10 protein-coding genes are annotated in these 14044 nt (G+C 55.2%); 9 read left to right on the forward strand and 1 reads right to left on the reverse strand.

Going from position 1 to position 14044, the window contains the following annotated elements; genetic code table 11:
- Positions 1-5: 5 nt before the first annotated feature.
- Positions 6-1343 carry a nucleotide sugar dehydrogenase gene (locus tag J2X72_RS22620; RefSeq protein WP_210004864.1) on the reverse strand — a complete coding sequence of 446 codons (1338 nt, stop codon included), beginning with the start codon at positions 1341-1343 and terminating at the stop codon, positions 6-8.
- 432 nt (positions 1344-1775) lie between these two features.
- Between J2X72_RS22620 and J2X72_RS22625 the strand changes: the two genes are divergently transcribed.
- The 9 genes from J2X72_RS22625 (at position 1776) to J2X72_RS22665 (ending at position 13932) form a co-directional block, all read left to right on the forward strand.
- On the forward strand, positions 1776-3119 hold the full coding sequence (locus tag J2X72_RS22625; RefSeq protein WP_210004862.1) for an adenylate/guanylate cyclase domain-containing protein: 1344 nt from the start codon (positions 1776-1778) through the stop codon (positions 3117-3119).
- Between the two features lie 17 nt (positions 3120-3136).
- Positions 3137-4072, forward strand: coding sequence for a polysaccharide lyase (locus J2X72_RS22630; RefSeq protein ID WP_310075717.1), 936 nt, complete (start codon positions 3137-3139; stop codon positions 4070-4072).
- A 195-nt stretch (positions 4073-4267) separates the two neighbouring features.
- A complete protein-coding gene (locus tag J2X72_RS22635; RefSeq protein WP_210004860.1) occupies positions 4268-6157 on the forward strand; it encodes an ABC transporter ATP-binding protein in 1890 nt (629 codons plus the stop codon).
- Positions 6151-8076, forward strand: coding sequence for an ABC transporter substrate-binding protein (locus tag J2X72_RS22640; protein WP_210004859.1), 1926 nt, complete (start codon positions 6151-6153; stop codon positions 8074-8076). Before J2X72_RS22635 ends, J2X72_RS22640 begins: the two co-directional genes overlap by 7 nt.
- Positions 8077-8080: 4 nt before the next feature.
- The gene (locus J2X72_RS22645; protein WP_210004858.1) at positions 8081-9079 is read left to right on the forward strand and encodes an ABC transporter permease; all 999 of its coding nucleotides are present in this window, start codon (positions 8081-8083) and stop codon (positions 9077-9079) included.
- On the forward strand, positions 9076-10251 hold the full coding sequence (locus J2X72_RS22650) for an ABC transporter permease (protein WP_210004854.1): 1176 nt from the start codon (positions 9076-9078) through the stop codon (positions 10249-10251). The genes J2X72_RS22645 and J2X72_RS22650 overlap by 4 nt, the downstream gene beginning before the upstream one ends.
- Before the next feature lie 87 nt (positions 10252-10338).
- On the forward strand, positions 10339-11550 hold the full coding sequence (locus tag J2X72_RS22655; RefSeq protein WP_210004852.1) for a glycosyltransferase family protein: 1212 nt from the start codon (positions 10339-10341) through the stop codon (positions 11548-11550).
- A gap of 10 nt (positions 11551-11560) precedes the next feature.
- Entirely contained in the window at positions 11561-12805 is a 1245-nt protein-coding gene (locus J2X72_RS22660) for a glycosyltransferase (protein WP_310075670.1), read from the forward strand.
- Complete coding sequence (locus J2X72_RS22665) at positions 12802-13932, forward strand: glycosyltransferase (protein WP_310075719.1); 1131 nt, start codon at positions 12802-12804, stop codon at positions 13930-13932. The genes J2X72_RS22660 and J2X72_RS22665 overlap by 4 nt, the downstream gene beginning before the upstream one ends.
- Positions 13933-14044: the final 112 nt, after the last annotated feature.

Raw genomic sequence — 14044 nt, forward strand, 5'->3', positions numbered from 1 at the left:
ACTGGCTACGCCTTCACAACATGGTCGGCCATTAGTCCCAGCCTGGTGAAGACATTCCGCGTGTCAAGGATGAGAGGTGCCCATCTCGCGAGCGCGGCGTAGTCAACGCTGTCGTGATCGGTCGAGATCAGAATAGCGTCGTAGGACCTGATTGAAGTCTCGTCCAAGATCACCGACCTGCGACCTTTCAATGCCATGTATTCACGCGTTGTCGGGATTTCGGCAACGAAAGGATCATGATAATCCGCCATTCCACCACGTTCCTCGATGATCTCGATCAGCCGCAAAGACGGGCTCTCGCGGATATCCGGCACGTTCTTCTTGTAAGCCAGTCCCAAGACAAGGATACGAGAACGGCTGAGCGCCTTGCCTGCCCGAACATCAAGTGCCTCTGCAAGCTTGCTTATGACATGGCGCGGCATGGCGGAATTGATTTCGCCAGCCAGCTCGATGAACCGTGTCGGTAACTCATATTCCCGCGACTTCCACGTCAGATAAAACGGATCGATGGGAATGCAATGGCCGCCGAGTCCTGGCCCAGGATAGAAGGGCATATAGCCAAAAGGTTTGGTCTTCGCTGCTTCGATGACCTCCCAGACATCAATACCCATCGCCGCGTAGACTGTTTTAAGTTCGTTGACGAGCGCGATGTTGACCGATCTAAAGATGTTTTCCGTGAGCTTGACAGCTTCCGCCGTCGCATTGGACGAAACCGGCACCACGGTTTTTACCGCCGCACCATAAAATGCCTGCATCAACTCGCGCGCTTCCTCGCCGTCGCCCGCAACGATTTTCGGAATCGTGGCAGTCTGGAAGTCCCGATTGCCAGGATCCTCGCGCTCCGGCGAAAATCCGAGGAAAAAGTCCGTGCCGGATTTGAGACCGGTTTTTTCCAGGATCGTCTTGACCACCTCGTCAGTCGTGCCGGGATAGGTCGTCGACTCCAGTACGACCAGTTGCCCGGGTCGCAAGGCCGCCGCGATCGAGCGGCAAGTCGCCTCGACAAAAGAAAGATCTGGATCCCGATGCTTCGTCAGGGGCGTCGGCACGCAGATGATGATGACGTCGCACTTTGCAAGTTCGGAAAAGTCACTTGTCGCACCAAACCGTTTCGCCGCCACCTCGGTTTTTAGAGCCTCGTCCGTTACCGCTTCGATATAGGAGCGCCCCGCATCGAGCGAGACTTTCTTACCCGGATCGATATCGAAACCGGTAACGGTAAAACCGCTGTGCGCCAGAGTGATCGCAAGCGGCAATCCCACGTAGCCAAGCCCTATAACACCGGCGTGGGCCTGCCGCGTTGAGATCTTACCGGAGAGGTCGGAAAAAGGGGACGAAGCCAATATGTTCTTTCTTGTACAAGCGCCGCTGCCGGCTATCGGGTCAGTTGTAGATGGCCGCTACGAAGTTGGCTGTCAAGCGTGGACGGTCGCGAACGGTCTCGAAGATTTTTCAAGAAATCAACCCACATGTCTGTCGACATGTAGCTCACGATCAAGTGACAATTGCCTATTGTTTCGATTGGGCAACATGCCCATTTGAGAAAATGGAAACAACGACTGACAGAGGACCTCCCGCCGAACTACCCGCCTGAGCTCTATCGGACCGGCGAGATTGCGTGTTATCACACCTGTCGCCGACGTTGACACCACTATCCGATTCGCTCATCTTCCTCCCGTTCTCTGACAAGTTCGTGCGATTGATCACGCTTGCTTAGGAGCAACGACTGGGTGCGGGAAAGTGGACGTGGCTCGCATTTGCAAGGACGACGACGGATGAGCACGACCGAATTTGACGTATCCAGCATACTTCTCGACAAGGTAGCCGATTGGCTCACACAAACGTCGCTTGCCGGGGAAAATCTGGAGACTATCGTACGCGGCTTTTGCGAACGTATCGCAGCGGCGGGCCTCCCGATCGCCCGCGTCAATCTCTCGTTTTCAATGCTGCATCCGCTCTACGATGCGTTAGGATTCACCTGGAAACGCGCGAGTGGCATGAGTGTCGAAGGTTACCGGCATGACCCAGCCGGAAAGCCTGAACGCTTCCTGTTGAGCCCCTACTTCTATCTTCTCAGCAACAATCTGGAACATTTGCGGCGACGCATCGACATCGATGGACAGCTCGAATTCCCGGTCCTCGACGAGTTAAAACAGGAAGGCGTCACCGATTACCTCGCTTTCTTGCAGCCTTTTGGCGGCCAGTCGACGCAAGGCATGATGGGTTCCTGGTCAACCGACAGCAAGGAAGGGTTTAGCGATGCCATGATCGCGGCGCTCCTGCGATTGCAGAACCATCTGGCGGTTGCCGCTAAAATGGCTGTCCTCGGCAAACTCGCCGATAACATGCTGACCACATATCTCGGTGGCAATGCCGGTAAGCGCGTCCTGAACGGCCAGATACGACGTGGCGATGGCGACACTATCCGGGCCGCGCTCGTCATGGGTGACATGCGCGAATCTACCGTCCTGGCCGAAAAAGAGGGCCGACAGGCCTATATAGATACACTCAATCATTTTTTTGATGCTATTGCGGCCCCGTTCAATCGGGGTGGCGGGGAAATTCTCAGCTTTATGGGTGACGGCTTTTTGGCAGTCTATCCCTGCGGTCGTCATAAGGATCCGTCGAAGATTGCTTGCCAAACCGCTCTGAATGCGGTGTCCAAGGCACAGGCACGTGTTGCAGAACTCAACAAGGAGCGGCGCAAGGACGGTCTAGGCGATATCCGCTATGGTATTGGCCTGCACGTCGGTAACGTCATGTTTGGCAATGTCGGTCTTAAAGACCGCTTGACCTTCTCGGCTTTCGGCTCTGCCGTAAACGAAGTGCAGCGCTTGCAGGGACTCACAAAAAAATATTCGCGCGAGGTTATCGCCAGTCAGGCATTTGCCACCTATTGTGGTGGCGATTGGGTCACCTTGGGCGAGGAAAAATTGCGCGGTATCGGACAGAAAGTGACGGTTCTCTTGCCCAAATCTTTCGAACAAACAGCGCAGCTTGACGATGCTTATGATCAGGTCACCTATGATGGCCTGTCAGATGCAGAGCAGGTTATGCTGTTACATCGCGATGGCAAGACTCAGGAACGGCGGCCCATGATAGACAAATTCATGCAATGACAGGAAAGATCGTCGCGATGGCTCTCCTTGCCGCAACCCTTAACCTTTCTGATGCGGCAGCAGAGCCAGGTGATACGCTTTTTGATGGTTTCGACGGCAAGGATTTTGCGGCAAGCAGCGGACTTTACTACCGCAAGAATTTCGAGCAGCGCGCGGGTACGTTCGAGTTCCAGTCCGACGTCAAGCAGACCGGAACTGGCGCGCTGAAGCTGAGCGTCAAGCCATTCTGCCCAAACGTCAAACAGAACTGCAGTGAACGCGCTGAGATATGGGAGAAAACCGACCGTCGTGTGCCCTATACCGAAGGTGTTTGGTATGGTTTTGCCGTCAAGTTTGCCGATCCAATTCCAAAAGGCGACCATCGCTATCTTATCGCGCAATGGAAGCGTGAGATCGGGCCCGACGCAGTTGGTGATTTCAGTCCCTTCCTGGCGCTGCGCCTGAACCAAGGTAAGTTGTTCGCGACCGTCGAAACCAATTATGTCGCGCCTTCCACAGCGGAAGGGGCAGGTTCCACCCAGGCCTGCGGAAACAATAAAACGCCGGTTTGGTTCCGGCCGGACACAGACCAAATGCGCGCGCTCATAGCGACTGACGGGACCTGGACACCCCAGGACGGTAGCCAGTTCAACAGTTGCACCGATGCGATCACCGTGACCGATCATGGCAACAAACTGCCTTCGCCAGATTCCGGCTGGATTGATTTCGCCATTTACACGAAGCCCGGTCCTGACGGGTCCGGCCACATCGAGATTTTCGCCAACAAGAAATGGATTGTGACGGTCAAAGGGCATATCGGCCACGGCGACAACGGCCTTGGTAAAAATCAGTATTTCAAATTTGGCCCTTACAGAGCTGCCGATAAGACTGTTTGGACCCTGTATTACGATAATTTCCGCCGATCGCCCCGCTGTGAGGACGTGCTTGGGCCGGGCATTTGTCCCGCATCTTGATTGTTGTTATCGGAACTCGAATCTCCCAGACGCCATATCGCTTTGAATTGCGTGCAAAGCTGGTCATCGCAATGCCTCCTCCAAAGGTATGCGATGCCATCGGCACATAGAGCCAGCTAGACTCCCCCAAGGCCGTGCGATAGGTTCAATTTTAAGTGAGCAACGAACAAGGCTCCGAGGGAACAATTGGCTGGAATGAAGTCGGAATCTGATCTGTTGCGTATCGAAAATCTGGGCATTTCGTTTTCGATGCTTGGCGGACGTTTGCAAGTCGTCAAGGGCGCCAACCTGCGGGTTCTGCCCGGAAAAGTAACTGCTCTCGTCGGTGAATCCGGTTCGGGAAAGTCTGTTATCAGTCAGTCAGTTATGGGAATCCTGCCCAATACGGCAAAGGTCACCGGCAAAATACTGTTCACTGATCCAATCGACGGCAGAAGCACGGATATTCTGCAATTGTCACGGGATGGGCCTGAAATTCGGGCATTACGCGGCAGCCGCATGGCGAAAATTTTTCAGGAGCCGATGACATCGCTGTCTCCGCTGCACACCGTCGGCAATCAGATCAGCGAAGTTCTAGCGATCCACACCGACGCGACAAAAGACGAGCGTCGGGCTAAAACCGAAGAAATGCTTGGCCTCGTCGGCTTTGCCAAGCCAAGTCGCACATATGACATGTATCCGTTCGAGCTTTCTGGTGGTATGCGCCAGCGTGCCATGATTGCTATGGCGCTCATCTGCCGCCCTGCCCTCCTCATCGCCGATGAGCCGACGACGGCGCTCGATGTGACTATCCAGGCACAGATCCTCGAGCTGTTGCGCGATCTCCAGCACAAGCTGAACATGGCAATGCTGCTCATCACCCATGATCTCGGTGTCGTCGCCAATATGGCCGACGAGGTGGTGGTCATCTATCACGGTGAGATCATGGAGGCCGGACCGGTGGACGCAATCTTCCGTAAGCCGCAGCATCCCTATCTGAAAGGCCTCATGGCTGCCGTCCCCCATTTTGACATGAAGCCTGGTGAACGCTTGAAGGCACTACGCGAAGTCCCAGTCAATTCGAACACATTGTGGGCCAAGAAAAAGCAGATCGAAAACGCGCCGGAAATTCTTCTTTCCGTTCGCGACCTGGTTAAATCCTATCGCATCCGCAAATCGGGCTTGTTTGGCAAGCAGGACAAGACCTTGGTCAGAGCGGTGGACGGCATCAGCTTCGATATCAGGCGCGGCGAATGCCTCGGTCTTGTCGGCGAGAGCGGCAGCGGCAAAACCACGGTCAGCAAAATATTGATGCGCGCTATCACACCCGACAGCGGCGCCGTCACCTTTGATGACGGCAGGGGCAAGATCGATGTTCTCAAGGCGGAGGGCGACGAGCTTATGGAGTTGCGCACCCGCATCCAGATGGTGTTTCAGGATCCGGTCTCATCGCTCTCACCGCGCATGACAGTGCAGAACATCCTTAGCGAACCGCTGGAGATCCATGGACTCGGCGACAATGCTTACCGTCTGGAGAAGGTGCGCGCGCTCATGCAGGCCATCGGCCTCGACCAGCGCTATCTCAACCGCTATCCACACAGTTTTTCCGGCGGTCAGCGCCAGCGCATAGGTATCGCCCGTGCTCTTGCGCTCGGGCCGCAACTGCTGATTTGCGACGAACCCGTCTCAGCACTGGACGTTTCGGTTCAGGCGCAGATCCTCAATCTTCTCAAGGACCTGCAAAAGGAACTCGGGCTAACTTATCTCTTTATTTCCCACAATCTTGCCGTTGTCGATTATATGGCGGACCGTATTGCCGTCATGTGTGGAGGAAGGATCGTCGAAATAGCACCGCGCGAAATAATACTGCGTGACCCGGTTCATCCCTACACTCGCTCGCTGCTGGCGGCTGTGCCTTTTCCCGATCTGGATAGGCCGCTTGACTTCGAAACATTGAAGATGAGTGGCGCTTCGGACCAACACTCCTGGGGTGCCCAGTTCGCCGGTGATGGCGACAGTGAGACACTGGCTCCAGCCGATCTTGGTGGCGGCCATCTCGTCTTGGCGCGTCGCAATGTCGATGCAAGTGAGTTACGTTCGTGGTAACGCGCCGCACTGTCCTTGGTACTTTTGGCCTCGGTGCTCTGGGTTGCGCGGTGTTGCCGAGGCTGGCAAGTGCCGCCGACCGCGATATTGAGCCGGAATACCTTGCGGATCAATTGCGCGCCCGCAGTTTGCCCCCTCTTTCCCAACGATTGCCAAAGCGGCCGCGCATTGTCAATCTCAAGGCAATGGGGCGAACCCCCGGGCAATATGGCGGAACGGTCCGCACGATTATCGGCAGTGCCAAAGATATACGGTTCATGACCATTTATGGTTATGCGCGGCTGATTGGCTATGACGAACGTCTGGTTTTCCAGCCTGATATTCTTGCGGGCTTTCAGTCCGAAAACGACACCGTGTTCACTTTCACGCTCCGCGAAGGGCACAAATGGTCGGACGGGTCTCCGTTTACCGTCGATGATTTCCGCTATTGGTGGGAGGACGTCCTGCTCAATAAGGATTTAACACCTGGCGGTGGCTCGATGGTACTGCGTGTCGATGGAAATCTGCCCCGCTTTGAAGTTCTCGACGAATGGACCATCCGCTACTCTTGGGACAAGCCAAATCCGGACTTCTTGCCAAATCTCGCCGGGCCGCAGCCTCTGGTTCTCGTCGGGCCATCGGCCTACCTCAAGCAGTTTCACAAAGACTATCAGGACCAATTCAGGCTTTCCGCCTTGATGCAGGAACAGCGAGTGAAGAAGTGGGCGGACCTTCATATCAAAATGTCACGAACGTACCGGCCGGAGAATCCCAAGCTGCCAACACTTGATCCTTGGCGAAACATGACAGCACCACCGGCGGAGCAATTCATCTTCGAACGCAATCCGTTCTTCCACCGCGTCGACGAGAACGGTCGTCAATTGCCCTATATCGACCGCTTCGTGCTCAATGTCAGTTCGTCGTCTATCATTCCGGCAAAAACGGGCGCGGGAGAAAGTGACCTGCAGGCAACCGGCATCGATTTTGCTGATTACACCTTTCTGAAGGACGCGGAAGACCGCTATCCTGTGAAGGTTGATTTGTGGAAAATGACTCGCGGCTCGCGCGTCGCAATCCTGCCGAATCTCAATTGCGGCGATGACGTTTGGCGTGGGTTGTTTCGCGACGTGCGGGTGCGACGGGCTTTGTCGCTTGCCATCGACCGGCATGAAATCAACATGGCGGTGTTTTACGGTCTCGGCGTTCCCAGTGCTGATACACTTTTGCCCGAAAGTCCTCTGTTCAAGCCCGAGTACGCTAATGCGTGGATCGATCACGATACGGAACAGGCCAACGCGCTTCTTGACGAGGCCGGACTGCAAAATCGGGATGAGGATGGCATTCGCCTGCTCCCGGACGGTCGGCTAGCCGAGATCACAATCGAAACGCCGGGCGAGAGCTCCGTGGATACGGATGTGCTTGAACTCGTCACGGATCACTGGCGCAAGATCGGAATCGCGCTGTTCGTCCGCACATCCCAGCGCGACATTTTCCGCAGCCGTGCTATGGGCGGGCGCATCATGATGTCGATTTGGTATGGCATGGACAACGGCGTGGCAACTGCCGACATGAACCCGGGACAGCTGGCGCCAACGATGGACGATCAGCTGCAATGGCCGCTCTGGGGAATGTATTACCTGTCGCATGGCAGCCAGGGCAAAGCAGCGGATCTTCCTGAAGCGATTGAGCTTACCGAGCTTTTGGGGCGCTGGCAGCGGTCCGGTCACCTGGCGGAGCGCACTGAAATCTGGCACCAGATGTTGGCCATCTATACCCAGCAGGTATTTTCGATTGGGCTTGTGAATGGCACGCTGCAACCGATCGTGCGTACATCACGTTTGCAGAACGTTCCCGAAAAGGGCCTCTATGGATTTGATCCCACATCCTATCTTGGCATTTACATGCCTGATACTTTCTGGCTGAGCGGGGAGCAGGTCTAAAGAAATGCTGCGTTATATCCTTTGGCGTATTGCCGCGATGATCCCCACCCTATTGGTCATCTCGGCCCTGGTCTTTACCATTATCGAGTTGCCACCGGGCAATTTCTTCGAAAGCCAGATTGCGGAGCTTCGAGCCCAGGGCGAAACCGTCAATCTACAGGAGATTGAAGAACTGCGCCATCAATACGGTTTCGACCAGCCGCCAGTGCTGCGTTATTTCCATTGGCTTGGCGGCATGCTTCAGGGTGATTTCGGCTATTCCTTCGAGTACCAATTGCCCGTAAGCGAGGTGGTAGGAGAACGGATGTGGCTGACAATCCTCGTCTCTTTTGTCACTATCTTGTTCACTTGGGTAATCGCCTTTCCTATCGGCATGTACTCAGCAACACATCAATATAGCTGGAGTGATTACGGCCTTACTTTCTTCGGGCTTCTCGGCATTGCTATACCCAATTTCATGCTGGCGCTTATACTGATGTACTTCGCCAATATCTGGTTCGGCACATCGATTGGCCATCTGATGGATCAGAAATTTCTAAACGAACCCATGAGTTGGGAAAAAGCGCGGTCTATTCTTTCCCATCTATGGATTCCAGTCATTATTGTTGGCACAGCGGGCACAGCCGGCATGATCCGGCGTTTGCGCGCTAACCTCTTGGACGAGTTACAAAAGCAATATGTGATGACGGCGCGCGCCAAAGGGCTTCACCCGTTCCGCACGCTGGTCAAGTACCCGCTTCGAATGGCGCTGAACTTCTTCGTTTCCGATATCGGTTCCATTTTGCCCTCGATCATCTCCGGCGCTGAAATAACCGCAATCGTTCTTTCACTGGAAACAACCGGTCCGATGCTCATCAAGGCTCTGCAAAGTCAGGACATGTATCTTGCAGGCTCCTTTCTGATGTTTCTCGCGCTCCTGACGGTCATCGGCGTGCTCATATCCGACATTGCGCTCGCGTTTCTTGATCCGCGCATCCGCTTGCAAGGCAGGAGTACCAAGTGACGGCACCGCTTCCCCCGCCCGGCGCGCCCCTGCAACATTACGTTTCCACTGCCCCGTTCGATCCAATGTCGGTCGAGGTAATGACGGACGCGCAGGCGAAAATCCATCTTGCATCGCAGGCGCGTTTGATGTGGTGGAAATTCAAGCGGCACAAGCTCGCTTTGGCGTCAGGCATATTTTTGCTCTTGCTTTACGGCATGATCATTATTGCGGAATTCCTTGCACCTTACAATTTGCACACGCGTAACGTCGACTTTATCCATTCGCCCCCACAGCGGGTGCATCTGTTCCACGACGGAAAATTTGTTGGACCGTTTGTTTATGGCCGGCAAATGAAACTTGATATGGAGTCGCTTAAGCGTATCTACACAAACGATCGCAACGATGTTGAACCGCTTCGTTTCTTTTGTCGTGGTGACAGTTACCGGTTCTGGGGCCTGTTCGAGAGTAATGTCCATCTCGTCTGCCCGGCGAAGGATGGCCAGATGTTCTTGCTCGGCACTGATCGTCTTGGCCGTGATGTATTATCCCGAATCATCTACGGTGCGCGCATATCGCTGACTATCGGGCTCATCGGCATAACCATCAGTTTCGTTCTCGGCATCGTGATCGGCGGACTTGCAGGCTATCATGGAGGTCTGTTCGATCTGCTGGTGCAGCGCGTCATCGAAGTGTTGCAATCATTGCCTAGCCTGCCGCTATGGATGGCGTTGGCGGCTATTATGCCGGTGACGTGGAGTCCTATCCTGATCTATTTCGGCATCACCATCATCCTCGGCATGCTGGACTGGACCGGGCTTGCTCGTTCCGTGCGCTCCAAACTCCTTTCGCTGCGTGAGGAAGACTACGTGCTCGCGGCGCAGTTGATGGGTGCCAAGAGCGGCCGTATTATCGGGCGGCACCTGGTGCCTGGCTTTATGTCGCACCTGATAGCCACGGCCACAATTTCGATACCCGGGATGATCCTCGGAGAAACCGCACTGAGTTTCCTTGGGCTTGGCCTCAGACCCCCGATCACCAGTTGGGGTATTCTCTTGACCGAGGCTCGCAGCGTCAGTGTCATCGCTTTTTATCCCTGGCTGCTGTTTCCAATGATTCCTGTCATACTTGTTATCCTGGCGTTCAATTTCTTGGGAGATGGCTTGCGTGACGCTGCCGATCCCTACAGATAAGGGAAGTGAGAATCCGATGAGTGCGTATTCTCACGATCGTTTCGAATGCACTGCGCGGGTCAACCCGCAAAACAAGGGGTTTTGACCATGATGCGGCGTTTCGACGATGCCCGGATCTTGATGTATAGCCACGACACTTTCGGCCTAGGTCATTTGCGGCGGTGCAGGACCATCGCCCATTCTCTTGTCGAGGACTACCGGGGGCTCAATATCCTGATTATATCCGGCGCAACTATCGCCGGCGCATTCGACTATCGCGCCCGCGTCGATTTTGTGAAGGTGCCTAGTGTGATCAAGCTTCGCAACGGGGAATACACCTCCCTTGCACGCCACATCGATTTGCATGAAACACTCAAGATGCGCCAGTCGATCATCCGGCATACGGCTGAGACTTTTCAACCCGATATCTTCATTGTCGATAAAGAACCGATGGGGCTGAAAGGTGAAGTGGAGGAGACCCTCGCCTATCTAAAATCTCGCGGCACGACACTTGTCCTGGGTCTGCGTGAGGTCATGGATGCGCCGCATCTGCTCGAGGCCGAGTGGAAGAACAACAATGTGATGCGAAAGATCGATCAGTTCTACGACACGGTTTGGGTCTACGGTCCGCCGGATTTCTACGATCCCCTCGTCGATCTGGACGTGCCGGTCACCGTACGCGACAAGATGAAATTTGTCGGGTTTCTGCAACGCAGCCTGTCGAACGACAACACCCCAACCCATGTTCCCGAAGGCGACTATATTTTGGTGACTACCGGCGGCGGCGGCGACGGGGCTGACCTCGTGCATAACGTCATCCACGCCTATCAACAAGATCCGACCCTCCAGCACAAGGCATTCATCGTGCTCGGCCCCTATATGCCAGCGAAGCAGCGAGCTAAACTGGTAAAAAAGGGTGGCAAAATTCCCTACATCCAGGTTATCGAATTCGACAATCGCATGGAGGAATTGATCGCGGGCGCAAAGGCTGTGGTGGCAATGGGCGGCTATAACACCTACTGCGAGATTCTGTCTTTCGACAAGCCGGCACTCATCGTCCCCCGCGTCCTGCCACGCGAAGAGCAACTGATCCGGGCCACACGCGCCGCCGAACTTGGTCTTATCGAAATGCTGCTGCCAGAGGAAGCCGAGGACCCTCTGCGCTTTGCAGAGGTGCTCAAGCGTTTGCCGGACCGTCCGCCGCCATCGCAAACCGGCAAGGGTGAAGGCATGCGGCTGGAGGGTCTCGTGCATATTTCCGAGATCGTCGGCGACTGGCTGGACGAGCGCGAACAGCCATTGCCCGCAGTCGCGGAATAAGAGAATTAACTTGTCAGTACGCCTCAAGACATTGGTGATTCTGAAGGGTTATCCGCGCCTTTCTGAGACATTCATCGCGCAGGAACTGCTCGGACTGGAGCGCGCCGGCTTCGACCTGACATTGATCTCCATGCGAAAGCCGACGGACAAGAAACGTCATCCTATCCACGATGAGATCAAGGCGCGTGTCGTCTACCTACCCGAGTATCTTCACGAGGAACCAGTCCGAGTCTTTCGTGCCCTCATGGCAGCGCGGAAAAAGCCTAATTTCAAGCCGCTTCTCCAGCGGTTCTGGAAAGACCTGCGTCGCGATATTTCGCGCAACCGCATCCGTCGTCTCGGCCAAGCACTTGTCCTTGCCCATGAATGGCCCGACGCGGGCGAATGGCTGCATGCCCATTTCATTCATACGCCGGCTTCCGTCGCACGCTATGCCAGCATTATGACTGATGTGCCTTGGACCTGTTCGGCACATGCTAAAGACATATGGACCTCCCCAGATTGGGAACTGATCGAGAAACTCGGCGCGGCTCGCTGGAGCGTCACGTGTACGCGCGCTGGCTTCGAACACATGCGTGAGCTGACAAATCGAAAGGAACAGGTGCATCTGAGCTATCATGGTCTCGATCTTGACCGCTTCGGATATTTCACTGGTGTCCGTCCGAGCCGCGACGGTTCGGACAGCTCGGATCCCGTGCAGATATTGAGCGTCGGCCGTGCCGTGCCGAAGAAGGGCTACGACATCCTTTTGCAAGCACTGGCGCTTCTGCCAGCCCGTCTACACTGGAAGTTTGTTCATATTGGCGGGGGCGACGAACTGGCGCGATTAAGGCCCCTTGCCGAAAAGCTAGGCATCGCAAACCGCATCACCTGGAAAGGCGCGCTTGCGCAGGAGGATGTCCTTGGCCACTATCGCAGCGCCGATATATTTGCCCTCGCTTGCCGGGTGGCAACGGATGGAGACCGCGACGGCTTACCGAATGTCCTTTTTGAAGCTTCCAGTCAAAACCTTGTCTGCATTTCAACAAATATTTCCGGCATACCCGAGCTTCTGACTGGCGGAGAAAACGGTTTCGTCGTCCCTCCGGAAGATCCACGACTGCTGGCGGTTGCGCTTGAACGCGCGATCCGCGAACCTGATCTTCGATACAGCTTGGGAAAGGCCGCCGAGAAACGTGTACGTGAACACTTCGATCATAATGCGAGTATCCGCCAGTTGACCCGCCTTTTTGAGAGCGAATGGCAAAAACCGTGAATGAACCGCGCGTCCTTTTTTACGTCCAGCATCTTCTTGGCATAGGTCATCTCGCCCGCGCCAGCCGCGTAGCCTCGGCGCTGGCCGCAGACAAGTTCGATGTGACGGTTGTGACAGGTGGATCGAAGGTTTCCGGTTTTCCAGGATCGGATGTTAAATCTGTCGCATTGCCCACAGTGCTTGCGGGCAATTCCGGGTTTTCCGGCTTGGCAGATGAGTTTGGTAATTCGGTTGACGATGAATTTCTGGCTCGCCGCCGCGATCTCTTGCTCGAGGCGTTTCACCAAATCAACCCGTCTGTCGTCATCATCGAAGCGTTCCCTTTTGGACGCAGGCAGATGCGATTCGAACTATTGCCATTGCTGGGAGCCATCGAGGCGATGTCGCCGCGGCCGAAGCTTCTGAGTTCGGTCCGTGATATCCTGCAGGAGCGCACGAAGCCGGGGCGTGATGAAGAGACGGTCGGCATCATCAAGGGACACTTCGACCATATCCTGGTTCATGGAGACCCGTCATTTGCAACTCTTGCCGATACATTTCCGCTGGCAAGGGAGATCGCCGACAAGGTCATCTATACCGGTCTGGTTGCGGGTCCTAACCCAGTCGAACCAACGGAAGTCTTTGATGTCGTTGTGTCTGCCGGTGGTGGCGCCGTGGGATTCGATCTAATCCGGTCAAGTCTGGAGGTGGCAATGCAATCGGCATTCCGTGGATCATGGTGCCTAATCACCGGACCCAATCTTCCGGACCGCGATTTCGCTGCCTTGTTGGCAAAAGCGCCCGGCAATGTGAGCGTTGTCCGTTTCCGCCAGGATTTTCCATCATTGCTCAAGGCAGCCCAGCTTTCGATTTCGCAGGCAGGATACAACACGGTATGCGATATTCTGCGCGCGCAGTGCCGTTCCATCCTTGTCCCTTTCGCGGCCGGTGGCGAAACGGAACAGAGTGTACGGGCCGCACGGCTGGAAGCCCTCGGTCTCGCCATCGCCTTGCCTGAAAACGGTCTCAACGCGGATATTCTCGGCAATGCCCTTGAAGCCGCATTGGCACAGCCAAAACCATCATCGCATATGCTTGATCTCAGTGGTGCCGAGGGCACGGCTGAGGTGTTACGAAGCCTCCTCTAGTCAAGCAATATCCTTCAGTTACAGCACCCGCGCTCATGCCTGTGGCCTCGTGCAAAATCATCTGTCACAACGACAACCAAATGCCAACGCCTGCCGATTGACAACGCAACGT

Source organism: Phyllobacterium sp. 1468 (assembly GCF_031455525.1).
Lineage (GTDB): Bacteria > Pseudomonadota > Alphaproteobacteria > Rhizobiales > Rhizobiaceae > Phyllobacterium.